The sequence below is a fragment of the Desmospora profundinema genome (assembly GCF_031454155.1).
Classification (GTDB): Bacteria; Bacillota; Bacilli; order Thermoactinomycetales; family DSM-45169; genus Desmospora; species Desmospora profundinema.
This window is the reverse complement of the sequence record NZ_JAVDQG010000005.1, coordinates 297,087-323,666: the sequence shown is the minus strand read 5'-3', so window position 1 is coordinate 323,666 and position 26,580 is coordinate 297,087. Positions and strand designations below refer to the sequence as shown.

Sequence of the window (26,580 nt, the reverse complement as noted above, 5' to 3'; positions counted from 1 at the left end):
AAAGGAGACAGGTTCATCATTTTCAGGATCTTTTTAGCACTCGGTTTGGGGTATAGAATGGATGTGAGAAGGAGCGAAGGAGGCGAGATGAATTGAAAAAGTGGTTTTTGGGACTGTTAACCTTAACAGGGTTGGTAGTGGCATTTCCGACGTTGATAAACGCGAATGTACTCGCAGAAGAAGACCAATTCTTTCGTCATGTAAAAGTATCGAAGCCTCAGGTGGAGTATCAAATCGAAGGAAAAGCGCGGGTTTTTGAAGGGACGTATCATTATCGGGTCAAAGACGGCAAAGAAACCGTCGTCCAAGGGTGGGGAACCGCTTCTGCAGGGGGACCGGAGTGGGGGGATTTTAAGCAAACCATTCAGATTCCCAAAAGCAAATCCGCTATGAAAAAAAACTTGAAGCTGGAACTCTTTGAAGAATCCGCAAAGGACGGATCGGAAGTCAATAAATTGGTTGTGCCGTTGAAAGCGGGGAGTACGGGAAAGAAGAACGCTGCTTTTAAAAACATCAGGATTGACGAACCGAAGGTGAAATATCGTGTCAGCGGGGAAGCCCGAGTATATGAGGGTACTTATCATTTTGCCGTCAGTGACGGACACGATTACCTGGTGGAAGGTTGGGGAACAGCTTCTATGGGAGCACCGGAGTGGGGGAAATTCAAGGAAACCATCGATATCCCTCTGAAAGAGATGCCGGTCAATGGAACCTTAATCATGGAACTGTTTGAGATCAGTATGAAAGACGGTCAGAGGGTTCATCAATATGAGGTGGTTCTCGATCAAACTCCTTGGAAGTGAGTCCGGGCTCAGCCAGCCACGGCTGTAGGGATGCCACTCTGTGCGCCATACGGGAATGTAAGGAGTGTAAGTAAATCCTGGAATAGACTGCTTAAGATTATTTAGACTATGATAGTTCTTCCGTTAACCGAAATTTTGTTGTGGAAATTGTGGAAAACACAAATGATCCGCATATTTTGCGGATCATTTGTTATTTATCGCCTGGTAAGTGCGGATTTCATTCATCCATTCCTCAACTGTCTGAAGATCGATTGGCTGTTGTGCATCCGAGGCAAAAACAATATCCCCTCTTACCGATGAGGGACAGATACTTGGTGGTAAGAGGGGATGGGTGACACAGTTTTATTCTTATGAAGGTACAAAAAATTGTTATGACATGATCTGGATTTTATTTGGATAATCGACTGGAGTGAAGGAGGCAGTCGGACACAGGCCCATCCCCCTTATGAACGCACAAGTCTCGCCTGGGTTCCCCGGTCTCGCTATGCGCTTTTTGCAACGAACGAAGTCAGCCATACCGAACCGGGGTCTCGCCCTACGGATTGTTCAGACACGCCCTAGCCGTGTACAATTTTCAAGTTAAGATAAAGGGATCGTTCGATGACAGGTTTCTGCTACGGTTGGATCGTGGGTCACGATGATGATGGTCTTGTTTTCCTCATTCAGACCCTTTAAGATCTCCAAAATTTCATGTCGGTTGTCCGCATCCAGCGAACCGGTCGGTTCATCTGCCAGGATCAAGTCGCACGGTTTTAACAGAATTCTGGCAATCGCCACTCGCTGCTGCTCGCCGCCTGAAAGGGTATGTACTTTTTGCTTAAGTGAAATGTTGAGACCGACTTTCTGAAGAGCTTCAGTTTTTAGATCCTGTTTTTCCTTCTTGGATTTCTTGGAGTAAATCAGCGGGATTGCCAAATTCTCATTGACCGTGGCATTATCAATCAGTGCGAAATTCTGAAACAAATACGACAGGCGTGTTCGCAATATGTGATTGGCTTTTCTGGAATGGGTAGGGGGGCGTTTTTCGCCGAATAGTTTGACCGTGCCTTTATCAGGATTTTCCAACATGCCCATGAGATTGAGGATGGTGGTTTTGCCGGAGCCGCTCTGGCCGGTAATGGCCACCATCTCCCCTTCGTGGACGGTTATGCTGATCTGATCCAAAACGACGTGATCCCCGTATCGTTTCGTTACGTTTTCAAGCTCACAGATCGGTAGCATCTTTAGTCTCCTCCTTTAATCACCTGGATCTTGTTACGACGTTCCATGATGGTCAGTGCGATGACGGTTGCGAGAATCTCGATCCCAAGCAGACTCGCGACGAGGATCCAAAAGTGGGGATCAGTGATTCCGCTGATCAACTGGAACCGGGGATCTTCTGCCTGATCCGCCACATAACTAAGCACGACGAACGCGATCGAGGTGACGGTCCACCAAATAAAAACCGATCGGTACGTCCGAAAGTAGCCGATGCCGAACAAACGGTTGACCACCAACCGTTTTTGATGTCTATGGAAAAAGATCAGCAGGTTTTGCACGATCAGGAAGAGAAACACGCCGATGATACCCAGCATGGTGAGCTGAGCGGTTCGGATCTCCCGGTACAAAAAGTCCATTTCCTGTAACACATACTGATGAAAGGATTGGATGTCGATGAGATTATCCAATTTTAGCCGCTTCAGCTCCGGCTTCAGCTTCTCGTAAGTGAGTGCGGGATCCCCGTCGATCAGTTTCAGCTTCAACGGATCGGTCAGTCCCCCCCCTTTTGTCCCACTTCTAAATGTGAACAGCTGATTCTCTTCGGTTTTGACATGGATGATGGGGTCGCCAATTTTATTCTGTTCCGTTGGAAAGACATCAGGATTAAAGCTGAATATGTATTGATTCTGAGCCAGCCAGATAATCTTTATCTTCTGCCCTTCATCAACCGTGAGGTAAAAGTTTCTTATTTCTTTATCTCGTTCAAAGAAATCACGGATTTCTTCTTCTCGATCTCGATATTGCTCTGGAACGAGCACCACCCAATCGGTGGTCTCTTCGGTTAGTTGAACAGGATTGCCCTTTTTGTCATACACCGGAAAGGCCTTCAGATAATTGGCGTTCACCATGATAGAGAGGATACCACTATAATTTTGATTCAATAGAAGGGTTTCCTCTTCATATTCACCTGCATCGATGTACAGAGACCCGAGGGCATTTACGTACGGATACAGTTTATTGAGAGCTTTATCGACTCTAAAATCTTCTGCTGCTAATTCTTGAACGGTATAGGCGGTGGTATGGCCCCGATAAGCTTTGAGAAGTCCGTAATCCTCCATTTGATCCCAGTGGTCCAGCTGTCCCTCTTGGGCATGAATCCGCTCCTGCTGGGCGCGAAGATCGGCAATCTGTTGGAAGGTTTCTAAACCGATGAAGATCAGGACGGCGGCACAGATCACTTTCAGCACCATGTTGAGCACAAAGATGCTTCGGGTGTCTTTTCTGTTTTTAAGGATTTGGCTCACTTTGATGGTGGAGAGATACCCATAGCAGAACAGGGACAGGATCGTTAAGATGAGATAGGCTTGCCCTAGTTGAATCAAGCTCTGATACACGAAGGTCGTCGGCTTATACAGTCCCAGCGCGAACAGCACGCTGCCCAGGACTGCGACGACAACAGCCACAGTGATGAACCGACCGGCGGTCATCCACCACAGATGCAGATTGGATACCCCGTGCATTTTAAGGATGCCGACTCGCTTGGCCGTATTAAAGATATAGTAAATCAACAGCAGGAGGGTTACGAGAAACAGGATGTACTGCTGGTATCGTAACCCTGACAAAGAGGTTAGGGCAAAAAAACCTTCTCTAGGTTCCGTAAATGCCTCAGGGGGTTGGAAATCGGCAGGGGTATAAGAGTGAGCCTTCTCTCCGTCCTGTTTCCGTAGGTAGGTATTGATCTCATCGCTCAATGCTTTTAAGAAGAGCTGTAACTGTGTATCGTCTTTGGTTTCAGCAAAGTAACGCCCATCGACGGGGAGGTAGTCGTAAGACGCCTGTAGCGGTTGAACGGTGACAAGCTGCTGCGGGTCAAAGTAGTAAATTCGACCGACTTGGTTCTTATTTTTCGTTTGAATGGAAGAGAGGTACTGTCGGCTGTCTTGGGTCTCCTTCGGTTGCAGAGTCCGGCCGCTCGCCAGCTCAATATGATCGAAAAAACGCGTTTCACCGGTCAGCAAAAGATACTTAATCATCTCAATCTGCTCATCGGGTCGATAATAACGACCCCCTCGAAAGAGATTAACCTCCGCTTCCTTCGCTGCTTTCAGCAAAAGGGGGTACACTTCTTCCGGATCGGCCAAACCTTTGTGCTCCGGAATCATAAATGGAGTGGCAACCCCCTTTTCAAGGGTGGCCAGTTTTTCGATCTCATTATTTTTGATCTGCTGATAGGCGATCGAGAGGGAGAACGCAAAGCTGATCAGCAAGGCGATGAAGACGATTTTTTTCAAGGTAACAGACTCCTTTGTGCGTAATCCTATCATCTATACCCTTAATTATCAATATATTCATTGTTTTAAAAATGAGACAAAATTCGACATTAATAGACATGAAAAATGGCCATTTTCGCCCTCATTTCGGATCATATTTTAAAACTATATTTATGTATGGAATTAAATTACGCCATTTAACGCAGTTATTTTGGTCGCTATCAGTAAAACTATCAGAGACTTTTCTTTGCATGGACCAACAGTCTTTGTGTTTCCCTTAAAAAATCCCTTTCAGGCAGACACACCTGAAGGGGATTTTCTGATTGCTGGAATCGCTGCCTTAGGCAAATCTCCCTACGGTTCCCCGTGGCGATCATACTCCTCCTGTGACCAGTTACCGCTGGCCAGGATGAGGGTCGGTTTGCCGGTGGGGCCGGTGACGAGGCGGAAGGCGACCAGTCCCATGGCGAAGCAGAGTTTCAGACTGGGAATGTTGTCACAGGCCACCCGTGTGTAGATCCGGTCCAATCGGTTAAGGGCGAGTTCCAACAATTGCTCGGCCACCCGTTGTCTTCGTTTTGATGGATGGACGACGATAAAGGCTTCTTCCAATCCGAAGCGGCCAAAGAGAATAAATCCGCACAGACGGTCCCGGTCGAGAGCGATGGCCATCCAGGTTCCTTCCGGGAACGGTTGGTTGACCGGTACCTGTTTCAACCAACGCAGGGCCTTGTGGGTGATGCGCTTGTCACCAAAGCGAAGGGAGAATCGGATCAAGCGGTCGCGGTGGCGGGCGAGCAGCTGGGGGGTAAGGATTAAGATTCGCATCGCTGTCAGTCCCCCGTACGTCTCCACTGGCCGAAACCGCTGACATAGACGGCATAACGAATGATCGCTTCCAACGAACGACGGCGGATGTCCGGTTCGTCAAACTTCATCGGTTTGGCGTTGGCTTCAAAAAACCAGAGTTTCCCCTTTTCATCCAACCCCAAGTCCATGGACATCTCACCCAGGTTTTTTCCCTCTTCCGCTTCAATGTGACGGGCGATCGTCAAACCTGTCATCTGAATCTGTTCTTTCAGTTCGTCCGCCTGTTCTCCGGAAACTTCCTTCAATACTACATCCGCGTTGGCGATCGTTCCTCCCATGGGAACATGGGTGCTGATGGCACGGGAACCAGCGACGCGAATGCCGATGCCGGTGCATGCCCACTCCCCTTGTTGGTCTTTTTGTACTAAAAGGCGCAGATCAAAAGGACGTCCCTGATAACGGGCCAGTGCCACACCCTGCTGAACAACATATTTTTTAGAACGAACCAGACTGTTCACCCGTTGGGATAGATCCCTCCAACTGGCACAGGTATAGATGGCCGGGGGGTTTGTATGTTGATGAATCACTTCATATCGGTTTCCACGCTTCCGGATCCGGATCATGCCTTTTCCTGCTTTGCCGTCGGTCGGTTTTAAAAATAGGGTGTCATGGCGGCTGGCCAATCGCCGAAAATCTTCCGGGTTTCCCCAAGCAGCCGTGTCGGGCAGCAATGCTCTCAGTTTGGGTGAACGTTCTAAGTACGTGTATAGCGTCCATTTATCAAAAAAACCGGGATTAAACAGATGGATATGGGGGTGTTGGCTAAAAAAACGGAGGGCGTTTTGTTCGGCGGTTTTCTGTTCCGCCCAGCGGCTGGGAATCCTGTTGTAGACGACATCCGGCATGGGCAGGGTTGCATGCACCCAGCGGATTGTTCCGCGGCGGCTGTCCAACAGGAAACCCTTTACCAGCTGACCTTTTCCCCTGATTCCTTCAGGTGTCAGTACATAAACGCTTACACCCAGTCGCCGCCCCGCTTGGATGATGTCCCTGAAATTATCACGATTCCCGCGAAAACTCCCCTTATCGGCGGAGGTGAGGATGGCGAGAAACGGACCGGCCCGAAAAGAGCCGGAGGGGGTTTCCATTAAGCGGGCGGGAAGATGGTGGTGGGAATCTTTTCCCAGAGGAGCGGTCTGAACCGGCAGGACGCGGCGGGGTTTTTCTCCCCAGAAGATCGGCATTTTAGATGGAGCTTCCCCTTTCCACAATCGTGGGTGGGGTACAAATCGATTTCCCCCTGGCTGAACAACCAGCCAGCCCGCCTTCGATTTCGTCATATTGCCACTCCTTTCACTATACAAATTGTGCCAGTTTCATGCTGTATTCCGTAATATATCGAGCTGATTGCCGTCCTGCGTGACGGAGTGATGGATGCAGAAAAATGTGTCGACCCGGTTTGGCGTTTACTTCAAACAGCCATACCTTCCGGTAACGGTCGACTCCGATATCCAGTCCTAATTCACCCAAATGCCCGTTTACTTCTCCTTCCAGTGCTGATGCGATTATGATGGATGCGTGCTGGATCCGGTTCATCATCTCCTGCTCTTCCCCGGGAAAGGCGTTGTGTAAGAGTTCTTCCGCCGTCAGGAGAGAACCGCCGGTTCGACCGTGGGTCGTTACACAACCGATACCGGCCACTTTGGCACCCATGCCGGCCACCCGCCACTCTCCCTGTTTGTCCTTATGCATATGGACGCGAAAATCGACGGACCGTCCATCGTATTTGACCAACCGGATCCCCTGTTGGACCAAATACCGAGGCAGGCGGGTTAATTGGGGGCCGAATAGATGTCTCAACATAGTGTCGAGGGATGCGAACCGCCGCAGGATGTTGCTGTCTCCGTTTCGGAAACGGCAGAAGTAACCGCTCCGGGGGTGTCGGGTGATCCGGAAGATGCCCAGCCCCAGGCTTCCTCCACTGGGTTTGAGATAAACCATCTGATGGCGCTCCAGCATTTCCCGGATCACACCGGCTGAAGGAGAGTGATAGGTTTCGGGAATGTGTTCGGCCGCCCACTCGTGATCACGCAGTTTTTCATGGACCGTCCATTTGTTGAAGAAACCCTGATTAAATATTTGGCAGCGGATCAGGTTGTGGAGCCGTTCCCGACAAGCTTTCACCTGTGGCAGGGATTCCGTCTTCCGGTTGGGAACCCGCTCGTATACCACATCGGGAAGGGGAGCGGTCCGCTTCACCCAGCGATAAGATCCCTGGGAGTCGGGCTGGTAAAACCAGCCGGTAGTCAATTGGCTGTTCCAGTCGACCATCTCTGGGGTGAAGACGTAAAAAAAGGGCTTATCCTCCTGGGCAGCCATCAGAAAGTTTCGAAACAGCACGGACCGGGAGCCGAAGGGATTGGAGGGGTTCCCGGTAAAGCCGGTGGTCAGAATGGCAATTACCGGGCCGATGCGCAAGTTTTTTTGGGTGTAGGAAGCGCGGACCGACCCGAAATAGGGAAGGGACAATTGATTTGTGACGGAGCGGGGGAGATAGATATGCGAAGATGGTTTCTTCAAACCGGCGACCCGGGCAATACACGTTTTATTTCCCACTTTGATTTTGATGGATTGTCCGGGAAGACACCCCCACTTCTTCATTAAGGATTGGGACAGGAGGATGGCCTGGGCGGGGGCTTTGGTGGACAACGGCAATATTCGGCAAATAACGGAATTCATACAGACCCTCCTGTTGGCCCGAGGAGAAAGGATCGGGCATATTCCACGGGAAGCAGAACGGATCGACGGTATTGCTCCCGTTCACCCGTGAGCAAAAAGACGGTCCGCCCAGGTTTGGAATTGACTTCAAGGAGCCAGACGCGACCAGTGCGATCCACTCCCAAATCCAGCCCCAATTCCACCAACCGGCCGTGTTCGTTTTCAATCTGAGTGGGAACATCAGCGGCGAGTTTTTCGATGGTCTTCATGATCTGGGCGGTTGTGTCATCGGAAAATTGGCGCTGCAGAAACGGAAAGGTTCGTTCCGCTTTTCCCCCGCCGTGCAAATTGGAAGTTAGCGAGTGGACTTTTCCAGTTCGTACGGCGGAGCCGGTGGTTTCCCATGTGCCGGAGCCGTTTTTTTGCACAAGGATTCGAATGTCAAAGGGATAACCATCTGCTGTCACCAGAGACAGGTAGGGCTGGATGATGTATCGGGTGTTTGCTGTGATCCGCTGTATCCATCCAATCGCGGATTTCTTTGTCTGCAAGGTTACGTCCACCGGGTGATTTCGGAGTGTTCGCCCCCGGGCGTGATATCTCCCACCCTGGGGGATAACTGCAATCACGCCCCGACCATGGCTGCCGCCATTGGGTTTAATGAGGATGGAACCGTGACGATTCAGGGCTAGTTCCAAATCCTCCGCAGATAAAAGCGTGGATGTGGGAGGAAGGTGAGGGCGGATGGAAGAATGGGGCTTCAGTAGCTGGTATGTGCTCCACTTTCCACTTAAGGGTCGGCCGAGCAGGTGGACGTTTGAATCCTTGATCAGCCGTTCCACGTAGGGTTTGTAAAGCATGTACTGGCGACTGTCGGTATAATAGCATCGGTCATAGATTAAGGATGGTAATGGGTGTATTTCCCGTAACCAGTTGTCGTTTTTAGGATGCCAACGCCAAGCGGATACCTTGCGGTGATCCCAATTGATGTCCATGGGAGAAAAGACGATCAATGCCAGCCCCAAGCGGGCTCCCTCCTGGGTTAAGTGCTTAAAAAATGTGATCTCCTGGAAAGGAGGCGTTCTCTTAGATTTGCAAGTAATAATCCCTAATAGGGTTCGTTCCGGGAATTTCATCGCTTTCTCCTCCCGGTTCGTTTGGATAAGGAACGCTTAGGCACTGGTTTGGGAAGGATCGAAGACCACCCTGTCAGGTGCAGGGTGTAATCCAACAGGCGGGTTACCGATGGCCGGGCGGATCCCGAAGTGGGAATATTGATGGTGTCTTCCGTTTTGGAAGGCTTGGAGTTCAACTCCAACATCCATAAGTCCCCTTGTCGATCCAATACCAAATCGATTCCCAGTTCAGCAAAATGTCCCTGTGCTTCCCGTTCGAAAGCTTGGGCCACCTCCAGCGCACGTTCCCGGATCTGGCTCAGTTTTGGTTTATTGGGAGACTGGATGTCGGCTAATATCTCCCCCGCTTTACGCAAGGTCCCCCCACGAGCCAAGTTGGAGACGATATGTTGATCATTGGCCACCCGTGCGACCGTGGATGTGACTGACCACTCTCCTCGGCCGTTTTTTTGCACCAACACCCGGAAATCTACCGGTCTTCCGTCATGGGTGACCAGATGAAGTCCACGTTGGATCATGTATCGGGATCCGGTCACTTTTCGATGCAGTTGACGGATGGCCTCCTTCGCATGGGGGAATACCCGAGTGACCGTTCCATTAACTTCGGCGTACTGACACAACCACTTTCCGTTAAACAGGCTGAGGCGGATGATTCCTTGCCCCAAGCTGCCGTTAACGGGCTTCAGGTAAAGAAAACGATGTCGTTCTAGCATAGGCCGGAGGCGGGACGAATGGTAGGGGACCGATTCCGGAAGCAGTGTTCGGGCGATTGGATCCTTGGACAACATATCGTATACTTGCTGCTTGTCGAGAAAAGTTTCGTTGAAAAAATGCACCCGATTGGATTGACGGAGAGCGCTCAGCACTTGTTTCACATGCGGTAGTCGCTCAATTCGTCGGGAGGTGATGCGGTTGTAGACGACATCCGGCAAGGGTGTGGAAACCAACTTCCAAGACCGGTTTTGAAATACCCAGCCTTTCACTTGTTGTGCTCTTAACTGGACCTGTTCGGCTGGAAAGACGGTGAAGGCGATGCCTCGTTCCGAGGCGGCTTGTGCACATTCCTCCAGAAATCCGCCCATCAGTCCGAACAATTGGTTTTCGCTTCCTTCTACGTTACGGTTCATCAAGACACCCAGGAGGGGACCTAGTTGGATCCGCCGTGTTGAAGGGTCGTAGGAAGCATTGAGCGTTTGTTGCTGAGAGAGTTTCAATCGTTCAGCCAACCGGGAACTGATTCGTACCAGCGGTGTCTGGTTGGGGGTAGAGAAGAAGAATGCAGTGTCGGCGGCGGAACCGAAGGTGATCCACACCGGGTGTTGGGGAAGACGTAACCGATTAGCGATACTTTGGCTGAGGATGAGGTTGGATTCTGGTGGAAAGGCACGTTCAGAAACGATTTGGACGATGATGCGTGCAACCCCCATGTCGATCCCCTTCCGCGTGTGAATGACTAATGTATGGTATGTGGGCATGTATGACCGGGTGAATAAAAGGGGCAGTCAACCGCTGTTTGGTAAAGGGTTCCGGGGAAAAAAGGGCTTTTGCCCGGAGAAGACCACGAAAATGAGAGGTTTCTTTTCTGTATGTGTGGTATAAATTCTATGGGATGGATAGGGGGAACGCTCCATGGATCCGATGATAAAAGCACGGGAATTGGCAGAATCTCTCCGTGGTTCACAGGAAGTGAAAGCCTGGGAACAGAGCTGGCGAGAGCTGGCGGTCGAGACGCAGCTGACCGACGATCTTCTTCGATATCAGGAGATGCGGCTTCAGGTGGAGACGTATCGATGGCAGGGGGAAGAACCGCCGTCACAATTGCTCATCCGTTGGCAGGCGCTAAAAGAAAAGTTGGAGCAGGAACCGTCTTTCCGGCGGTTTGTTGAAGCGGAGGAAGGAGTGGCCCGTCTGACGACACAGATTCAACAGGTGTTGACGGAAGCCGTTTCCCCAACGATTCCGTCCACCCGTCCCCGGACGTAAGATCGCTTCCGGGTCGGGAACGATTTACGAGGAGGGTGTACACATGCAGATTCGCTTTCATGGACAAAGTTGCTTTGAAATCCATCATGAAGGGTACAAACTGATCCTGGATCCTTTTCTAAAGGGAAATCCCCTCGCGCAAACCGACCCGCAAGCGATTGAGGCGGATTATGTACTGGTGACACACGCCCACAACGATCATGTGGGTGACACAGTGGAAATCGCTAAAAAGAACGACGCCACGGTGATCGCTCCCAACGAGTTAGCGGTTTGGCTAGGGTGGCAAGGGATCAAAACCCATCCGATGCATATTGGAGGAAGTTGCTCTTTTGATTTTGGACGAGTGAAATTAACCCCGGCCTTCCATGGTTCGGGATATGTGGACGAAGAGAAAAAAGAGATTATCGAGCTGGGGATGCCCGCCGGAATTTTGTTAACGTTAGGGGAGAAAACGATCTATCATGCGGGGGATACGGCTCTTTTTTCCGATATGAAGCTGATCGGGCTGCAGGCTGATGTGGATCTGGCTCTCTTGCCCATCGGGGATAATTTTACGATGGGACCCATCGATGCCACACTGGCAGCGGAATGGGTAGGGGCTAAAGAGGTGATTCCGATGCATTACAATACGTTTCCGATGATTGAACAGGATCCCCACGCTTTTGTGGAAGGGCTAAAGCCCAAGGGGATTCGGGGGCGTGTGCTGCAACCGGGAGAAGCGGCTTCCCTGTAAAGGGACCGACAACAAACTGTAAATCCGATGTAACCTCGCTGTAATATCGAACCACTACCCTAAAAATAGGATGAAAACCCCCTATTTTTGAGACGGTGAAACCCACCGGCTCTTTTTTTTGCATGATTCTCCTCTTTCATCCGTAGGATGAAGTAGACAAGGAGGAGATATCCGGATGTGGAACAACAAATACGGGGTTTCACTGATTTTTGCCTTGATGTTGTTGGTGATCGCGGTGCCTCGCTTGCCGGTGGGGGGAGAATCATGGATGGGGAATCTGTTTGCCGTCTCCTGGCTCGTTTTTGCCTATCTCGTCATTGCGGCCAACTGGCGGATGGTATTGCAAGTCGACCAGGAAAATCGACGGCGTTCCGAAGCGGATCGTCGCAGACGCTGGTTGGAATCGCAACGGAGACGCCAAAGAACCCGGCTTCGCTTTTAATAGAAGGAAGTTGACAAGAGGAGGAAGGGCATCCTCTCTTTTGGGCGAAACTTTCCCAAATGGTCGTTCTGGAAGGGAAACCTTCCTTTTTTTCTTTTGGAGTCGGCCGGATGTTGTGTATAATGTGGAAGAAAACGGGTCAAATCATGCGGAAAGAAGTGAGTTTGAGGTGCCCACCAAACATGAGCGTATCATCCGGTACATAGAGCAGTTGGATATCGGCCATAAAATATCCGTCCGACAGATAGCAAGAGAGATGGAAGTAAGCGAAGGGACGGCTTATCGGGCGATTAAAGAGGCCCAAAATCAGGGATTGGTGTCGACGGTGGAACGGGTGGGTACCGTCCGGATTGAAAAAAAGAACCGTTCCGAAATCGAGCGTCTCACTTATGCCGAAGTAGTCAATATTGTGGACGGACATGTGCTTGGGGGGATCGCGGGGCTGCACAAGACACTCAATCGGTTCGTCATCGGAGCGATGAAGCTGGATGACATGATCAAATATGTAGAACCGGACAGTCTGTTGATTGTGGGAAACCGCGACCAAGCCCATCGTATCTCTTTGGAGCGGGGTGCGGCGGTATTGATCACCGGGGGGTTTGATGCCACCGATGAAGTGAAAGAGGTGGCCGACCGCATGGAATTGCCGGTCATCTCCTGCTCGTACGACACCTTCACCGTGGCGGCCATGATCAATCGGGCCATCTACGACCGTCTGATCAAAAAGGAGATTCTTCTGGTGGAGGACATGCTGTCACCGGATCAACCGCCCATCTATCTTCGACTGGATGATCGGGTGTCCAATTTTCATGCATCGGTTCGGGATACCGGTCACAGCCGCTATCCCGTCGTGGACGAAGCGGGCAAGTTGCATGGAATGGTGACGGCTAAAGACGTCGTAGGCCATGAATGGAACGACCGGATTGAAAAGGTGATGACTCGCCATCCTATTACGGTTACTCCCAAAACCTCCCTGGCTGCGGCGGCTCACGAGATGGTGTGGGAAGGGATCGAACTGTTGCCAGTCGTAAATCAGCAACATCACTTGCTGGGGGTGATCAGCCGTCAGGATGTGATCAAGTCCCTGCAGTATATGCAGAAGCAACCGCAAGTGGGGGAAACGATCAATGATCTGGTGTTTCGTGGTTTTGAAGAAGTGAGGGAGAAAAACGGGGAGATTGCTTATAAAGGAGTGGTTACGCCGCAAATGACGGATCCCTTGGGCAATCTCAGTACCGGGGTTCTCACTTCTCTCATGACCGAGGCGGCCTTCCGCCGCTTGCGCAGACAACATCGGGGGGATATGGTGGCAGATCATTTTCACCTGTACACGTTAAAACCGGTTCAATTGGAACGGGAAATTGTATTGGTTCCCCGGTTGATCGACCTGGGACGAAAAGTGGGGAAAGTAGATCTGGAGGTTTTTGATAGCGGCCAGATGGTGGCCAAAGGAGTCATTACGGCCCAACTGATCGAACGCTGATCATAGCGAGACCCGGGAACGAACGTGACCGAGGCGAGACTTGTGCTCGATGAGTGCATCGCGATGGTAAAAACCCGCCCTTGCCGGTTTCACCGGCAGGACGGGTTTTGCTCGTTTATAATGGATCGATCCAGCAGGATCACTTCGTGTTTTGAAGTGCCTGCCACGTTCGAACGCCATGGATGAAGTTGTAGATCCCCAGCAATCCGATCAGGAGAAGAAGAACAAGACGGATCCAGGATCCAGACAGTGAAATTCCCTGCAACACCGCGACGGCGATAAACATGACACCCATATTGATGTTCATCTGTGCCCGGTGCTTGGCACGGTCCACCCCTTCGCTGCGGCGGGATGACAGACTGCTGGAAAAGGTGCGGACCGCGGTGAACAGGATGACGATGATCAGCAAAACGAGTAACCACTCCATGACAATCTCCTCCAACAACGACTTCCATGAACAAAAGGCGCCTTTTTGCCGTTGGCAAAGAGGCGCGACAAGTTCTCCTTACCGGGGAGACTCTAGAGAATTCGGGGGGCACGTCGGGTGAGGAAGCTCTCCCTGAATTTCCGGGATAAACCAGTAACCGATGGAAGTTTGGTCTACATGAACGGGAAAACCGATGGCATCCAATTCTTTTTGAATCAGCTGTGCCACTTCCTTCGTTTCCGCGTATGCGGAATATCCTTTTTTCAGCTTCTCGACCTTTGCTCTTGCCAACTGTCTGCGGCTGATAATCAAAGCCATCCCCCCTTCCATATTTCTATCATACACCAGAAAGGGAAGGAAAGCGATCATTCATCCGCTAAGGACACATCTTTGTCAGAAATTTCACGGGCTTGGACCCACACTTTCAGTTGGGTGTCAAGAAATGCGAGGTATTTCAGGCGAATTTCCAGTTGGGTCTTATTTTTCCCCTGAATCGACCGCTCTTTTAACATCGTGTCCAATACATCCGGATTGTTACTGACCCAGTGAATCGATTTCCCCACAAAAGGCTGAAGAATTTCTTCCACTTTTTCTTTGATCGCTTCCTGTCCAAACGCTTCATCACTCTCCACCTCTACCGCCACTTTTTCGATCTGGTCAGAATTTTGATTTCGGCGGGCGTGTCGTTCCGCTTGTTTATCCATATCTTCCCGCAATAAGCGGATTTCCTTATTTTTTTGGTTGTTGGCGTAATAGAGGGCATCTCGTTCCAGATACAGGCTGTCCAGCTTTTGTCCGTAAAAGAAAGTCATGATAACCGATCCGGCCAGGATCCCCAGGCCAAAAACAATCCACAGCCGGAGGTGGCGAAAGCGCTTGTCGGGTTGTTCCATCTCACCAATCCCCCTGGATGAGCCAGCGGATGAGGACGGTTCCGACATGGGCTCCAAAAAAAGCACTGAGAATAAAAACCAACTGCTGGAACACTTGGTGCAGGTGTCCGCCCAAAATGTGCACCTCAAACGATTTGATGGTATCAAAAGTACCGCCCAGTGCTGCGACCAGTGCCCAGATCTTTAATTGCTCCGACAACTTCAGCATGGCGTACATGGGGGGTTCATTGCCGAAAAACGCACCGATTCCCCCCAGGAGGGTGCCGCCTAGCACTACACCCAGGGCGATGAAATAATTTAGGATCGTGGTTGACCAGAAATCACCCATGAAACCCCCACCTTCCGCCGATTGCTCCTTATTTCATCTGTATGTAGACGGGCTTTCGTTTATGAAGGGAAAAAGGGGATGGTATGTTCGGCTTTTGTTTTGTTGCGGTATAATAAAAGAAAATGCCGCCGACGAAAAAGGAGGGAATGCCCGAATGCCCCGCGAGGGGTGGGGTCTCGCCATGAAACAAGCATCCTTTGTTCATTTGCACGTGCATACAGAATACAGCTTGTTGGACGGCGCATCCCGAATTCAGGAACTGGTGGGCCGAGCCAAAGAAGCTGGATTTGACGCTTTGGCGATCACCGATCATGGAGCGATGTATGGAGTCATTCCGTTTTATCGGGCTTGCCGGGAAGCGGGTTTGAAGCCCATCATCGGCTGTGAGGTATATCTGACACCGAGTAACCGTGAGGAGCGCCCTTCCCGCAAGGAGCAACGGATCCATCACTTTTTGTTGTTGGCGGAAACGGACGAAGGGTACCGCAACCTGATGAAATTGGTCTCCCGTGCCCATTTAGAAGGATTTCACCATAAACCCAGAGTGGATAAAGCGATCTTGCGTCAACATGCAGCGGGATTGATCGCTACCAGTGCCTGTCTGGCTGGGGAAATTCCCCAGGCGATTTTGGAGGACAACATAACAAAGGCCAGGCACCTCGCTCTGGAGTATCGGGACATTTTCGGTCCGGATCATTTTTATCTGGAACTGCAAGACCACGGTCTTCCAGAACAACAGAAGGTAAACCGCCATTTGATCCAGCTGTCAAAAGAACTGGATATCCCGCTGGTGGTTACCAATGATAGTCACTATACCCGTCAGGATGACCATGAGATGCACGATTGTCTGTTGTGTATCGGTACGAACCGACGGTTGGAAGACGAGGATCGGCTGCGCTTTCCCTCTCGTGAATTTTATCTGAAGACGGCGGAGGAAATGGAACGTCTGTTTGCTCATATACCGGAAGCCGTAGCCAATACCCGACGGATCGCCGACCGGTGTGAGGTAAAGGTTCCTCTGGGACAGCGCTTGTTACCCCGCTTTCCTGTGCCGGATGGACAGGATGCGGCCACCTATCTCAAACAAAAATGTATGGAAGGGGCAGTGAAGCGGTACGGTCGTCCATCGGAAGAAGTGTATCAACGGCTGGATTACGAGCTGTCGGTGATTGTCCGGATGGGGTTTGAAGATTACTTCCTCATTGTGTGGGATTTCATCCGTTTTGCCCGGCTACAAGGAATTGCAGTGGGTCCTGGTAGGGGATCTGCCGCCGGCAGTCTGGTGGCGTATGTGTTGTTTATCACGGACGTGGATCCCATCCGGTATCAATTGTTGTTTGAGCGGTTCCTCAATCCGGAACGGGTCAACATGCCGGACATCGACATCGATTTCAACTACGAACGGCGGGATGAGGTAATCGAGTATGTCACCCGCAAGTATGGAGACCATCGGGTCGCCCAGATCATCACGTTCGGAACGATGGCGCCCCGTGCGGCCGTGCGGGATGTGGGACGGGTGATGGGGCTTCCTTATGGTGAGGTGGATCAAACGGCCAAACGGATTCCATCCGGCCCGGGCGTTACCTTGGACCAGGTGTGGCAGCCCGGTTCAGAGCTGGATCGCTGGATTCGTGCACATCCACGGGTGGAACGGATGATGGAAACGGTCCGGAAAGTGGAGGGCTTTCCCCGGCATGCTTCCACCCATGCCGCCGGAGTGGTGATCGCCCAGGGCGATTTGACCGATCATGTCCCCTTGGAGCAGGGGGCTGACGGAATCTCGTTGACGCAGTATCCGATGGAAGCGTTGGAAGCGATCGGGCTGTTAAAGGCGGATTTTCTGGGGTTACGCAATCTCACCGTGATCGAACGGACAGTGGAGGCGATCCGGGAACAGGAGGGTGTGGCGATTGACTTTAACGGGATGGAAATGGATGATCCCGCCACCTATCGTTTGCTGTCCCGGGGGCAGACGGCGGGAGTGTTTCAGATGGAATCGGCCGGGATGCGAAAAGTGTTGCGGGAACTAAAACCGCATACCTTTGAAGACATTATCGCGGTTCTGGCCCTCTATCGTCCCGGTCCGATGGAGCAGATTCCCCGCTTTATCCGGGCCAAGCATGGGTTGGAATCAATCGAATATCCCCATCCCGATTTGGAATCGATCCTGAAGGATACGTACGGCATTATTGTCTATCAGGAGCAAATCATGCAGATTGCGGCACGGATGGCCGGCTTCAGTCTGGGGCAGGCCGACTTATTGCGCCGAGCCGTATCCAAGAAAAAGCGCCAGTTGTTGGACGAACAGCGGGAGGCGTTTGTTCGGGGGAGCCTCGCTCAGGGGTATGATGAAAAAACGGGGCGTAAGGTCTACGATCTGATTGTCCGCTTTGCCAATTACGGCTTTAATCGTAGCCATTCTGCCGCCTATGCCGTATTGGCTTATCAGACGGCCTATTTGAAGGCGAATTACCCGCTTTACTTTTTGGCGGCCCTGTTGACTACAGTCATGGGAAGTCATAACAAGATGGCGGAGTATATCGAGGACGGACGGCGGATGGGGCTTACGGTGGATTTGCCCGATATCAATACGAGTGAACGCGTTTTTTCCGTGAAAGACGGTAAAATCCGTGTTGGATTGGCTGCTGTGAAAAATGTAGGCACCCATGCGATTTCATCCATCTTGGAAGAAAGGGCAAAGAAGGGAGCATTCCGCGATTTGTTCGATTTTTGCCGCCGGGTCGATCTGCGGGTGTGCAATCGACGTGTGATTGAATCGTTGATTCAATGCGGGGCGATGGATGGATTGCCGGATGATCGGGCCAAACAATTGGCGATGCTGGACGAGGCACTTGAAACCGGAGGTGCTTTTCAACGGCAGCAATCCACCGACCAATTGCGCCTGTTTGAGGAGGAACCGCAAGGAGAGACACGGTTCAGCTATGAGCGGGTAAAGCCGTTTCTCCCCAAGGAACAACTGGAGATGGAACGCGAACTGCTCGGTTTGTACCTCTCCGGACACCCGCTAGATGAATGGCAGGAGGCAGTCCGGCGCTACTCTACTCATACCCTGGGGGAGTTGGAAGGTCTGCAGGATGGTGAACGGGTAGGGGTATGCGGAGTTCTGGTGGAGGTAAAGCCGATCTCCACTAAAAAAGGAGAGGCAATGGCCTTTGCCGTTCTGGAAGACTATGCTTCCCAAGCAGAAGTGGTGGTGTTCCCCCGTGTGCTGAGTCAATATCGCTCCCTACTTCAAGTGGACCGGCCGCTAAAAGTGTCCGGCAGAGTGAATCAACATGAAGAGGGGGTAAAAATCCTGGCGGATACGGTGGAAGATCTGGAGCGATTACAACGGGAAGGAAAGGAGACAGGCTCGGAGACAACGTCCCGACGGGTTCGTACTTGGGCTGTTTATATCAAAGTGGTGCCCGACCGAGAATCTGCAGGCACGCTGGATCGGTTGAAACATGTGCTTCAGGATCACAGAGGAACGGCCCCGGTTCGTCTGTTTTATGAAAGCAACCGTCGGCTTCTAGAGCTACCGGTGGAGAAATACGGTGTGCGCCCCTCGGAAGAATTGAAGCGACGGGTGGAGGAAATAATGGGGAACGCATCCTTTCGGATCAAGGAGACCGGTAGTCGCACCCGCTAACGTCGGGTATCATACCATATACCATGCTTGATCCGAAAATCCGGGAACGAAGTGATCGAGGCGAGACGGATGATGGATGTGCGAGATCCTGGATGGAAACCGATCGAAGAAGGTGGACCTATGTTTTACCGCCATGTGGTCGACTTGCTCCAAAGACGGGGCGTCTCCTTGAATGAAATCGCCGAGATTGTCCATGAATTGCAACAGCCGTATCACGAAGGATTAGGAAAAGAGCAGTGTCTGGAAAGTGTGGAGCATGTGCTGCAGAAACGGGAAGTGCAGTATGCCATTATCACAGGTGTGGCGTTGGACTCTCTGTCGGAAGAACAGCGTCTTCCCCAGCCCCTGCAGCGGATGCTGGAAGTGGATGAACCGTTGTACGGTTTGGATGAAATTCTGGCATTGAGTATCACCAATGTATATGGAACCATCGGTTTAACCAGCTTCGGTTATTTGGACAAAACGAAAACCGGCGTTCTCAGCCGGTTGAATAATCATGACGGCAATATCCATGTTTTTCTCGACGATCTGGTGGCAGGGGTGGCTGCGGCTGCATCCGCCCGCATTGCCCACGAAAACCCGGATATGGAACGTTATCGGGCTGACCTTGCTCTTCATGACGGGGAGGGGTGCAAGAAAAACGACTAACGTGATTTTGGTTGTAAGGCTGCTGACAAACCTCTTATTTGAAGGGGAAAGGGGAACGGTTTCCGGTGTAACCCCTTTTGGACTACCAGCGGTGTCTCCGTAGGACCCAGGCGGAGCGGGCTGCATTACATCTATGAAAGGGAAAGAGGCGACGAATAATCGGGTTACGGGTCCCCTTTGTCATCTGACGACCGATCGGATCGGTCGTTTTTTCACGTTTATCTGTCTGTGGAAGCGGACATCCTGTTAGTCATCGGTTGTGTCGGTCGGTGGCCGCCTGTTGTAGGAGGATGCTTTCGTGAAGAAGGGACGGATCAAGCGGATGGGGATTCTCAGCGTTGCCGGGTTGACAGGATGTGAGTCGGATTGGCGGGAAGCTCCCTCTTCTCATCAGGAAGGAGTGTGGGACCTTGCCTTTGTCCATCCCTTGATCGGGCTTCTGGAGTGGTTCCATCGCTGGTTGGGTAACTACGGGGGGGCGATTCTGGTGGGGACCCTCCTGTTCCGAATGTGGCTTCTTCCCCTCGTTTTCAATAGTCTAAAGCGATCTTCCGCTTGGAAGAGATGGACGTCGGCAGTTGCCGCCCTGCTGCCAAAATCAAGACGGCCTTGGACGATTGCTCCGTTTTTGATCCCCTTTTTCCCGCTCTTGTATCAACTTCCCGTGATCGTTGCCCTATACCAGGTGGTCAGGGGTGATCCGCACATCGGGGAGAGCCGGTTTCTGTGGTTGTTATTGGGACAGCCCGATCCCTGGTTCTTGCTGCCGTTGGCGGCGGGATGGACGACTGCGTGGCAAGGGTGGCAGGAGTCTCCCTCCGATGTGAGACACCATGTCGGGCTAGTGCTGACCAGGCTGGCGGTGTTTGTCTGTACCCTTGCAGTTCCGTCGGCACTCTCCCTTTATTGGTTGACCAGTAATGTGTCTTCACGTCTCCGGCAATGGGAAGGAGAACGACCAAAAGCTGCGGAAACTCCTTCCTTGTAGAGAGAAAGAGTAAAAAGAGGTACAGACCGGTACTCTTCGATCTATTGACATTTGTGCTACATTTCGTTGAATAAATATACATATATATTGTATTATTATTCGAACTACACCTAGCGGAGGAATACCGATGATTCAGAAAATGGAGGAATACTCGCTGAATGCCTGGCCCGCGTTGCAAACCATCGTCCATGATGGGTGGTTACTAAGGTTTTCTGACGGCTACACGAATCGGGCTAATTCCATTCATCCGATATATGATTCACATGGTGATATCGAGAGAAAAATCGCCTATTGTGAGGATATCTATTCACACAAGCGGTTAAAGACCATTTATAAGATGACATCTTCCGTTTATCCAGCAAACTTGGATGAGGTCCTCGTAAAAAAAGGTTATGAGGCAATGGATGATACCAGTGTTCAAATTTTAAATCTTACTGAAATGAAACAGCCCTTGATCCATACGGTTAAAAGGGACGAGAAATTAACCAACAGTTGGTTCAATCATTTTTGCAGACTAACAAAAGTTGATCCCAATCATCGGTTCACCATAAAACAAATGTTATCCTCCATCATTTTCGAAAAATGCTTTTTCTCTCTTTATTTAGAAGATCGCGCTGTCGCTTGTGGATTGGGTACGATCAAAGGCGGGTACCTGGGTATATTTGATATGATTACAGACTCGCATCATCGAAATCGGGGACTGGGAGAGCAGTTAATGCTCCATTTACTAAATTGGGGAATCGAAAATGAAGCGAAACAAGCGTATCTCCAAGTTATGCTTACGAATGGACCGGCCCGAAGGCTGTACTCGAAACTAGGTTTTCAAGAGGCATATAAATACTGGTACAGAGTGAAGCAGTAGCAGAGGGATGGGGTGCCATAAAAAAGCATACCGACTTCTCAAAGAGTTGGTATGCTGACACTCCCATGTATTCGATAAGTCACACCTTAGTCTGAGTGATTGTTTTCCTTTCGTTTTCGCGGCCCTGACACCCGGTATACCGCTTTTCTCTCCTGAATGCCCCATTCGACCACATGACGAAATGTGGACACATCCCTTGTTGTAAGGGGGACATGATCCCAGTGCAATTCTTCCTGTTCCAAAAACTCGCGCAAATTAGCCTCTTGGTAACTGTCCCCTAGAACGTCGGTAGAATGAACGGTTCGCCCCAGCAGAAAGTCGGTGGTCACCCCGTATAGATCGGCCAGCTTCCGGAGTGTTTCCAGGGAGGGTTCCCGATCTCCCCGTTCATACATGCCAACGGCACTCTTGCTGATCTCCAGGAGGTTGGCGATATCTTCCTGTCGCATTTTCCGGCGCATACGCAAGGTGCGAAGCCGTTTCCCCAAGGACATGTTTGAAGCGCCTCCTTTCATCTTTATTCAGCTTAACACAAATCGTGTGAAATAGACAGAATTTGTACCTGAAGTGTTTCAAATACACTTATTGTAATTTATAATATAACGGAACACCTCATGTGTCAGGTGGTGCGTATGCGGGAATCGATGGCTAGAAAATTGGTACATTTACGCGGGGCGCGGTCCCGAACCGAAGTGGCAGGACAGTTGCATATCAGCGTCAGTGCTCTTCAGATGTATGAAAACGGCCGCCGAGTTCCTCGGGATGATATCAAGGTGAAGTTGGCCCAATATTATGGCGTTTCGGTGGAGTACTTATTTTATCAACCGGTGGAGGATGACATGCAAATGGAAAAAGAAAGGAAGAGAGAGGGGAACCGGTGAAAATCAAAGTGGGGGAATGGCTCCGGATCCCGTGGTGGGATCGCTGGGTGTTGCTGTTGAGAAAACGGGAGACAAATTTTGGATCACACGCTAAAAAAGCAAAAGGCCTGATAAAATCGAATGATGGATTAATCCGATCAAAAAAGTAAGAAAAAAACCTTGACTTCCATGACGGAAGTCTCTAAGATAGAACTAACTCTTATCCAGAGAGGCGGAGGGATTCGGCCCTATGAAGCCCGGCAACCTGCTGTTGGAAAGCAAGGTGCTAATTCCGACAAAATGGTTTCCATTTTGGAAGATAAGATTTGGGTCTATTTTATGATACACCCCAGTCTCTCCAAAATGGACGAGGCTTTTTTATTTCATTTTTCACAAGGAGGGCATTGGGGTGGGGCAAAAAGAAAATACGGATTTCAAAGAAATTTTCGACCAGATCGAAAAGATGTTGGAAACGATGAAGTACGGCTCCATCACACTGGTTGTACAAGATGGAAAAGTAATTCAGTTGGAGAAAAATGAGAAAGTGCGTATTCGATGAAGAAAGTCAAGGATTGCTGACCAGACAAACTGGAGGCGGTCGGTTGCCTGAATATGGGTGCCGTTCGCCTTTTTTTTCTTGTGAAAGGAGGAGAGAGTATGGTAGCCCGACCGGTTTATAGCAACTGGAATAAAGTAAAGAAACCGTCTTTTTCTATCAGTGGAGCCGATCATGGAGCCAGAGCCGTTATATCTTGGGCAGTTGACACTTATGGAGATGATCTGGTTTATGCTTGCAGTTTCGGGGCGGAAAGCGCCGTTTTGATCGAAATGCTAGCTGAAGCAAAACCGGACGCCCGCTTGATCTTTCTAGACACGGGGTTGCACTTTCCTGAGACTCTGGAATTGATCCAGCGGGTAGAAAAACGGTATCCCCGTTTGGTGGTGGAGCGGTTGAAGCCGGATCTTACCCTGGAGGAGCAGGCGAAGCAGCATGGAGACGCCCTATGGCAACGCGAACCGGATCAATGCTGTCGTATTCGGAAAGTGTTGCCATTGGAACGGGCCCTGAAAGGGGTTCCGGCCTGGATCTCGGGACTGCGCCGGGAGCAGTCTCCAACGCGGCGATTTACTTCGTTTCTCAACCAGGACGAACGGTTTCAATCCATCAAAGTGTGTCCCTTGATCCATTGGACTTGGGAGGATGTATGGGCCTTTATCCGGGAGCGTGATCTTCCGGTCAATCCCCTTCATCATCAGGGATACCCCAGTATCGGGTGCGTTCCGTGCACGCGTGCGGTAAAGGATGGAGAAGACTTGCGTGCCGGTCGCTGGACGGGCAGCGAGAAGACCGAGTGCGGATTGCACTCGTAAAGGTGAGGAGAGGGGAATGGCATTTGCTGTAGCAGTGGCGGTCGCTTGTTTTTTCGCCATGAATATCGGTGCCAGCGGCGCGGCTGCATCGATGGGAGTGGCTTATGGCTCCGGGGCGGTACGCCGACGTAGGGTTGCACTTTTACTGTGTGGATTGGGTGTATTTCTCGGTGCCGCTTTGGGTGGAGGGGAAGTGGTGAAAACCGTAGGGGAAGGAATCGTTCCCACTTCTCTGTTGTCAGTGGAGGTAGCGGTGATCATCTTGGCCTCCGCGTGTCTTTCCCTGTTTATTGCCAATCTTATCGGAATTCCCCTTTCCACTAGCGAAGTGACGGTGGGAGCGGTGGTGGGTGTTGGGATCGCATTTCAGGCGCTGTACCTGTCCAATTTGACGGTCATCGTTTCTTTTTGGATTCTCACCCCGATTGCGGCCTTTACGATCGCTTTTTTCGCCGGGAAAGGGATCCATTGGTTGGAAAAGAAGTTCCCGTCCCTGTTGGGATCAACCTGGAAACGATGGCTGACCTTGTTGGTGGTGGCCACCGGATTTCTGGAGGCGTTCTCTGCAGGAATGAATAACGTAGCCAACGCCGTCGGCCCTTTGGTGGGAGCGGGTCTCTTATCCATCTCGGAGGGTATTTGGATCGGCGGGCTGTTTGTGGCACTGGGTGCTCTCCTCCTGGGAGGCAAGGTGCTGGAAACCAACGGAAAGCGGATTACCCGTTATTCTTTGTTGGAAGGGAGCGCCATCTCCGGAACAGGTGCAACCCTGGTGATCACCGCCTCCCTGTGGGGAATCCCAGTGCCGCTTACACAGGTGACCACCTCGGCCATCATTGGGATTGGGACCGCGCAAAAGGGATTTTCCCTTTGGCAAAAGGGAGTCATTGTACAAATGGCACAAGTTTGGGCGGTCTCACCTGTAGTTTCTCTAGTGATTGCATATGGATTGGTTCAGGCTTTGATTCATGGTGATATGTGGTCGGTGATTGCAGTCGTCTGCGTTTTCTTGGCCACGCTGGGTTCCATCAGCCTGGTGCGCTCGGTACGTCGGGATAAACGGTCGGTACATGAGCACGGTGGAGGGATTTAGGGCGTGGCTGATCAAAGAGGGTTGGTGTGGCCGGCAAGAGCTTTTGTGCTTTTTGTAACGAAGCGAAAACGGCCATGCCGACTCGAATACGTTAGTCCGAAGAATAAGAGGAGGAAGTCGGGATGAGTGTAAGCGTGCCCCATGGAGGAGAATTGGTAAACCGGTTTAATCCGGATTATCCGGTGAGGGAATCGTGGAAAGAAGTGGAGTTGGACGCCATTGCCTTAAGCGACCTGGAGTTGATCGGGATTGGTGGTTACAGCCCCTTGACCGGATTCATGGGGGAGCGGGATTACCGCTCTGTCGTGGATGAGATGCGGCTGGCATCGGGCTTACCCTGGAGTTTGCCCATCGCTTTGCCCGTCTCTCGGGAGACGGCGGAAGGGTTGTCTGTCGGGGAAGAAGTGAAATTGGTCAAGGATGGCGAGGTTTACGGTGTATTGCAGGTGGAGGAGACCTACATTCCCGATAAGGCAGTAGAGGCGGAGCAAGTCTACCGGACAACGGACAGAGCCCATCCCGGCGTGGATCGGTTGTGGAAGCGTGGAGAGGTGTATGTTGGCGGTCCTGTCCAGTTGGTGAAGCGTACCCGGCCGCGTTTTGCCGAATATCATCTGGATCCTTCCCAAACCCGGGAAACGTTCCGCCGGCGGGGGTGGAAGACCATCGTGGGGTTTCAGACGCGGAATCCGGTCCATCGCGCCCATGAATATATCCAAAAAACAGCCTTGGAAATCGTGGACGGACTTTTTTTAAATCCATTGGTAGGAGAAACCAAGTCGGATGATATTCCGGCGGATGTGAGAATGGAGAGCTATCAGGTGCTCCTGGACGGTTATTATCCTGCGGATCGCGTGTTTTTGTCCGTGTTTCCGGCAGCCATGCGTTATGCCGGTCCCAGGGAAGCGATCTTTCACGCTCTGGTACGAAAAAACTTCGGCTGCACCCACTTTATCGTCGGCCGCGATCATGCAGGCGTGGGAGATTACTACGGCACCTACGATGCGCAGCACATCTTTTCCGAATTTAAACCGGGTGAGTTGGGGATCACCCCGCTGTTCTTTGAACACAGCTTCTACTGCGAACGCTGCGGCAACATGGCGACGGCCAAAACCTGCCCTTGCCCCAAGGAGCATCACGTCTTCTTGTCCGGTACCAAAGTGCGGGAAATGCTGCGGAACGGTCAGCGTCCCCCGGCCACCTTCACCCGGCCGGAAGTGGCTGATGTCCTGATTCGCGGGTTGAGCAAAAAAGAACCGGTTACCACTGGATAGGGAGGGATGGGTATGAGTACCAACATCACATGGCACGAATCTTCGGTTTCCAAAGAGGAGCGCCGCCAACGAAATGGTCACGGCAGCGCGGTGTTGTGGTTTACCGGATTATCCGGCTCAGGCAAGTCCACTCTGGCCAATACCGTACAACATCTTCTCCTGGAGCGCGGGGTGCAGGCCTACGTCTTGGACGGTGACAACATCCGCCACGGGTTAAATCGCGGTCTGACCTTTTCGCCGGAGGACCGGCAAGAAAATATCCGCCGAATCGGTGAGGTGGCCAAGCTGTTTGTGGACAGCGGTCAATTTGCCCTGACGGCTTTTATCTCTCCCTACCGGGAGGACCGGGAACGGGTTCGGGCCTTACTGGAGCCGGGAGAGTTTGTCGAAGTGTTTGTCGATTGTCCACTGAACACCTGTGAACAGCGTGATCCGAAAGGGCTGTACGCAAAGGCGCGGCGTGGAGAGATCGCGGGATTCACCGGAGTGGATGCCCCCTATGAGTCCCCGGAGAAACCGGAACTGATCATCTATACTGATCGCTGCGGGGTGGAAGAGGGAGCGGAACAGGTGATCCAATATCTCATCGATCAGGGTTTGATCTGA

The 26,580-nt window shown here is 51.4% G+C and carries 27 protein-coding genes and 1 riboswitch; of the genes, 15 read left to right on the top strand and 12 right to left on the bottom strand.

Annotated elements, in window-relative coordinates; all coding sequences use genetic code 11:
• Nucleotides 1–92: 92 nt before the first annotated feature.
• Complete coding sequence (locus tag JOE21_RS12835) at nucleotides 93–803, top strand: Gmad2 immunoglobulin-like domain-containing protein (RefSeq protein WP_309866843.1); 711 nt, start codon at nucleotides 93–95, stop codon at nucleotides 801–803.
• 579 nt (nucleotides 804–1,382) lie between these two features.
• On the opposite strand, the gene JOE21_RS12830 is transcribed toward JOE21_RS12835, so the two are convergent.
• The 7 genes from JOE21_RS12830 to JOE21_RS12800 form a co-directional block, all read right to left on the bottom strand.
• Nucleotides 1,383–2,024: an ABC transporter ATP-binding protein gene (locus JOE21_RS12830; RefSeq protein WP_309866841.1), complete on the bottom strand. Its 642-nt coding sequence runs from the start codon at nucleotides 2,022–2,024 to the stop codon at nucleotides 1,383–1,385.
• A gap of 2 nt (nucleotides 2,025–2,026) precedes the next feature.
• The gene (locus JOE21_RS12825) at nucleotides 2,027–4,294 is read right to left on the bottom strand and encodes a DUF1430 domain-containing protein (protein ID WP_309866838.1); all 2,268 of its coding nucleotides are present in this window, start codon (nucleotides 4,292–4,294) and stop codon (nucleotides 2,027–2,029) included.
• A gap of 333 nt (nucleotides 4,295–4,627) precedes the next feature.
• A complete protein-coding gene (locus JOE21_RS12820; RefSeq protein WP_309866835.1) occupies nucleotides 4,628–5,101 on the bottom strand; it encodes a GNAT family N-acetyltransferase in 474 nt (157 codons plus the stop codon).
• A 5-nt stretch (nucleotides 5,102–5,106) separates the two neighbouring features.
• Nucleotides 5,107–6,423, bottom strand: coding sequence for a YheC/YheD family endospore coat-associated protein (locus JOE21_RS12815; RefSeq protein WP_309866833.1), 1,317 nt, complete (start codon nucleotides 6,421–6,423; stop codon nucleotides 5,107–5,109).
• A gap of 16 nt (nucleotides 6,424–6,439) precedes the next feature.
• A complete protein-coding gene (locus JOE21_RS12810; protein WP_309866832.1) occupies nucleotides 6,440–7,822 on the bottom strand; it encodes a YheC/YheD family endospore coat-associated protein in 1,383 nt (460 codons plus the stop codon).
• Entirely contained in the window at nucleotides 7,819–8,937 is a 1,119-nt protein-coding gene (locus JOE21_RS12805; protein ID WP_309866829.1) for a YheC/YheD family endospore coat-associated protein, read from the bottom strand. Before JOE21_RS12805 ends, JOE21_RS12810 begins: the two co-directional genes overlap by 4 nt.
• The gene (locus JOE21_RS12800) at nucleotides 8,934–10,364 is read right to left on the bottom strand and encodes a YheC/YheD family endospore coat-associated protein (protein ID WP_309866827.1); all 1,431 of its coding nucleotides are present in this window, start codon (nucleotides 10,362–10,364) and stop codon (nucleotides 8,934–8,936) included. The genes JOE21_RS12805 and JOE21_RS12800 overlap by 4 nt, the downstream gene beginning before the upstream one ends.
• Before the next feature lie 202 nt (nucleotides 10,365–10,566).
• On the opposite strand from JOE21_RS12800, the gene JOE21_RS12795 reads away from it, so the two are divergent.
• The 4 genes from JOE21_RS12795 to JOE21_RS12780 all read left to right on the top strand — a co-directional run bounded on the left by JOE21_RS12795 (nucleotide 10,567) and on the right by JOE21_RS12780 (nucleotide 13,578).
• Nucleotides 10,567–10,920: a YlbF/YmcA family competence regulator gene (locus JOE21_RS12795; protein ID WP_309866824.1), complete on the top strand. Its 354-nt coding sequence runs from the start codon at nucleotides 10,567–10,569 to the stop codon at nucleotides 10,918–10,920.
• A 43-nt stretch (nucleotides 10,921–10,963) separates the two neighbouring features.
• A complete protein-coding gene (locus JOE21_RS12790) occupies nucleotides 10,964–11,653 on the top strand; it encodes a metal-dependent hydrolase (RefSeq protein WP_309866822.1) in 690 nt (229 codons plus the stop codon).
• 175 nt (nucleotides 11,654–11,828) lie between these two features.
• Complete coding sequence (locus tag JOE21_RS12785) at nucleotides 11,829–12,095, top strand: hypothetical protein (protein ID WP_309866820.1); 267 nt, start codon at nucleotides 11,829–11,831, stop codon at nucleotides 12,093–12,095.
• Nucleotides 12,096–12,264: 169 nt separating this feature from the next.
• Nucleotides 12,265–13,578 (top strand): DRTGG domain-containing protein, encoded by a 1,314-nt coding sequence (locus JOE21_RS12780; protein ID WP_309866817.1) that lies wholly within the window; start codon nucleotides 12,265–12,267, stop codon nucleotides 13,576–13,578.
• A gap of 139 nt (nucleotides 13,579–13,717) precedes the next feature.
• On the opposite strand, the gene JOE21_RS12775 is transcribed toward JOE21_RS12780, so the two are convergent.
• The 4 genes from JOE21_RS12775 to JOE21_RS12760 form a co-directional block, all read right to left on the bottom strand.
• Nucleotides 13,718–14,005 (bottom strand): YtpI family protein, encoded by a 288-nt coding sequence (locus JOE21_RS12775; RefSeq protein WP_309866815.1) that lies wholly within the window; start codon nucleotides 14,003–14,005, stop codon nucleotides 13,718–13,720.
• A 78-nt stretch (nucleotides 14,006–14,083) separates the two neighbouring features.
• The gene (locus JOE21_RS12770; RefSeq protein WP_374709363.1) at nucleotides 14,084–14,317 is read right to left on the bottom strand and encodes a YtzJ family protein; all 234 of its coding nucleotides are present in this window, start codon (nucleotides 14,315–14,317) and stop codon (nucleotides 14,084–14,086) included.
• A 53-nt stretch (nucleotides 14,318–14,370) separates the two neighbouring features.
• Entirely contained in the window at nucleotides 14,371–14,898 is a 528-nt protein-coding gene (locus JOE21_RS12765; protein ID WP_309866810.1) for a sporulation membrane protein YtrI, read from the bottom strand.
• A gap of 1 nt (nucleotide 14,899) precedes the next feature.
• A complete protein-coding gene (locus tag JOE21_RS12760; RefSeq protein WP_309866807.1) occupies nucleotides 14,900–15,226 on the bottom strand; it encodes a YtrH family sporulation protein in 327 nt (108 codons plus the stop codon).
• Between the two features lie 181 nt (nucleotides 15,227–15,407).
• On the opposite strand from JOE21_RS12760, the gene JOE21_RS12755 reads away from it, so the two are divergent.
• The 4 genes from JOE21_RS12755 to JOE21_RS12740 all read left to right on the top strand — a co-directional run bounded on the left by JOE21_RS12755 (nucleotide 15,408) and on the right by JOE21_RS12740 (nucleotide 21,376).
• On the top strand, nucleotides 15,408–18,878 hold the full coding sequence (locus JOE21_RS12755; RefSeq protein ID WP_309866804.1) for a DNA polymerase III subunit alpha: 3,471 nt from the start codon (nucleotides 15,408–15,410) through the stop codon (nucleotides 18,876–18,878).
• A 120-nt stretch (nucleotides 18,879–18,998) separates the two neighbouring features.
• Nucleotides 18,999–19,526, top strand: coding sequence for a phosphatidylglycerophosphatase A family protein (locus JOE21_RS12750; RefSeq protein WP_309866916.1), 528 nt, complete (start codon nucleotides 18,999–19,001; stop codon nucleotides 19,524–19,526).
• A 298-nt stretch (nucleotides 19,527–19,824) separates the two neighbouring features.
• A complete protein-coding gene (locus JOE21_RS12745; RefSeq protein WP_309866801.1) occupies nucleotides 19,825–20,514 on the top strand; it encodes a YidC/Oxa1 family membrane protein insertase in 690 nt (229 codons plus the stop codon).
• Between the two features lie 127 nt (nucleotides 20,515–20,641).
• Nucleotides 20,642–21,376, top strand: coding sequence for a GNAT family N-acetyltransferase (locus tag JOE21_RS12740; protein WP_309866798.1), 735 nt, complete (start codon nucleotides 20,642–20,644; stop codon nucleotides 21,374–21,376).
• Nucleotides 21,377–21,462: 86 nt separating this feature from the next.
• On the opposite strand, the gene JOE21_RS12735 is transcribed toward JOE21_RS12740, so the two are convergent.
• On the bottom strand, nucleotides 21,463–21,870 hold the full coding sequence (locus tag JOE21_RS12735) for a helix-turn-helix domain-containing protein (protein WP_309866795.1): 408 nt from the start codon (nucleotides 21,868–21,870) through the stop codon (nucleotides 21,463–21,465).
• Nucleotides 21,871–22,008: 138 nt separating this feature from the next.
• On the opposite strand from JOE21_RS12735, the gene JOE21_RS12730 reads away from it, so the two are divergent.
• From JOE21_RS12730 to cysC, 6 genes are all read left to right on the top strand, one after another.
• Nucleotides 22,009–22,257 carry a helix-turn-helix domain-containing protein gene (locus JOE21_RS12730; RefSeq protein WP_309866791.1) on the top strand — a complete coding sequence of 83 codons (249 nt, stop codon included), beginning with the start codon at nucleotides 22,009–22,011 and terminating at the stop codon, nucleotides 22,255–22,257.
• 196 nt (nucleotides 22,258–22,453) lie between these two features.
• A riboswitch (SAM riboswitch) is annotated at nucleotides 22,454–22,562 on the top strand.
• Nucleotides 22,563–22,678: 116 nt separating this feature from the next.
• Nucleotides 22,679–22,795: a YezD family protein gene (locus JOE21_RS12725; RefSeq protein ID WP_374709375.1), complete on the top strand. Its 117-nt coding sequence runs from the start codon at nucleotides 22,679–22,681 to the stop codon at nucleotides 22,793–22,795.
• Nucleotides 22,796–22,893: 98 nt separating this feature from the next.
• Nucleotides 22,894–23,607, top strand: a complete 714-nt coding sequence (locus JOE21_RS12720; protein ID WP_309866785.1) for a phosphoadenylyl-sulfate reductase — start codon at nucleotides 22,894–22,896, stop codon at nucleotides 23,605–23,607.
• 16 nt (nucleotides 23,608–23,623) lie between these two features.
• Nucleotides 23,624–24,700: a sulfate permease gene (gene cysP, locus JOE21_RS12715; RefSeq protein WP_309866781.1), complete on the top strand. Its 1,077-nt coding sequence runs from the start codon at nucleotides 23,624–23,626 to the stop codon at nucleotides 24,698–24,700.
• A 122-nt stretch (nucleotides 24,701–24,822) separates the two neighbouring features.
• Nucleotides 24,823–25,974 carry a sulfate adenylyltransferase gene (sat, locus tag JOE21_RS12710; protein WP_309866777.1) on the top strand — a complete coding sequence of 384 codons (1,152 nt, stop codon included), beginning with the start codon at nucleotides 24,823–24,825 and terminating at the stop codon, nucleotides 25,972–25,974.
• Nucleotides 25,975–25,986: 12 nt separating this feature from the next.
• Nucleotides 25,987–26,580: an adenylyl-sulfate kinase gene (cysC, locus tag JOE21_RS12705; protein WP_309866775.1), complete on the top strand. Its 594-nt coding sequence runs from the start codon at nucleotides 25,987–25,989 to the stop codon at nucleotides 26,578–26,580.

Coding starts and splice junctions, on each gene's coding strand:
- JOE21_RS12760 (WP_309866807.1), bottom strand. CDS start 15,226: ATGGGTGATTTCTGGTCAACCACGATCCTAAATTATTTCATCGCCCTG.
- JOE21_RS12810 (WP_309866832.1), bottom strand. CDS start 7,822: ATGAATTCCGTTATTTGCCGAATATTGCCGTTGTCCACCAAAGCCCCC.
- JOE21_RS12775 (WP_309866815.1), bottom strand. CDS start 14,005: ATGGAGTGGTTACTCGTTTTGCTGATCATCGTCATCCTGTTCACCGCG.
- JOE21_RS12800 (WP_309866827.1), bottom strand. CDS start 10,364: ATGGGGGTTGCACGCATCATCGTCCAAATCGTTTCTGAACGTGCCTTT.
- sat (WP_309866777.1), top strand. CDS start 24,823: ATGAGTGTAAGCGTGCCCCATGGAGGAGAATTGGTAAACCGGTTTAAT.
- JOE21_RS12815 (WP_309866833.1), bottom strand. CDS start 6,423: ATGACGAAATCGAAGGCGGGCTGGCTGGTTGTTCAGCCAGGGGGAAAT.
- JOE21_RS12765 (WP_309866810.1), bottom strand. CDS start 14,898: ATGGAACAACCCGACAAGCGCTTTCGCCACCTCCGGCTGTGGATTGTT.
- JOE21_RS12820 (WP_309866835.1), bottom strand. CDS start 5,101: ATGCGAATCTTAATCCTTACCCCCCAGCTGCTCGCCCGCCACCGCGAC.
- cysP (WP_309866781.1), top strand. CDS start 23,624: ATGGCATTTGCTGTAGCAGTGGCGGTCGCTTGTTTTTTCGCCATGAAT.
- JOE21_RS12795 (WP_309866824.1), top strand. CDS start 10,567: ATGGATCCGATGATAAAAGCACGGGAATTGGCAGAATCTCTCCGTGGT.
- JOE21_RS12755 (WP_309866804.1), top strand. CDS start 15,408: ATGAAACAAGCATCCTTTGTTCATTTGCACGTGCATACAGAATACAGC.
- JOE21_RS12830 (WP_309866841.1), bottom strand. CDS start 2,024: ATGCTACCGATCTGTGAGCTTGAAAACGTAACGAAACGATACGGGGAT.
- cysC (WP_309866775.1), top strand. CDS start 25,987: ATGAGTACCAACATCACATGGCACGAATCTTCGGTTTCCAAAGAGGAG.
- JOE21_RS12785 (WP_309866820.1), top strand. CDS start 11,829: ATGTGGAACAACAAATACGGGGTTTCACTGATTTTTGCCTTGATGTTG.
- JOE21_RS12790 (WP_309866822.1), top strand. CDS start 10,964: ATGCAGATTCGCTTTCATGGACAAAGTTGCTTTGAAATCCATCATGAA.
- JOE21_RS12730 (WP_309866791.1), top strand. CDS start 22,009: ATGCGGGAATCGATGGCTAGAAAATTGGTACATTTACGCGGGGCGCGG.
- JOE21_RS12735 (WP_309866795.1), bottom strand. CDS start 21,870: ATGTCCTTGGGGAAACGGCTTCGCACCTTGCGTATGCGCCGGAAAATG.
- JOE21_RS12750 (WP_309866916.1), top strand. CDS start 18,999: ATGTTTTACCGCCATGTGGTCGACTTGCTCCAAAGACGGGGCGTCTCC.
- JOE21_RS12740 (WP_309866798.1), top strand. CDS start 20,642: ATGATTCAGAAAATGGAGGAATACTCGCTGAATGCCTGGCCCGCGTTG.
- JOE21_RS12720 (WP_309866785.1), top strand. CDS start 22,894: ATGGTAGCCCGACCGGTTTATAGCAACTGGAATAAAGTAAAGAAACCG.
- JOE21_RS12805 (WP_309866829.1), bottom strand. CDS start 8,937: ATGAAATTCCCGGAACGAACCCTATTAGGGATTATTACTTGCAAATCT.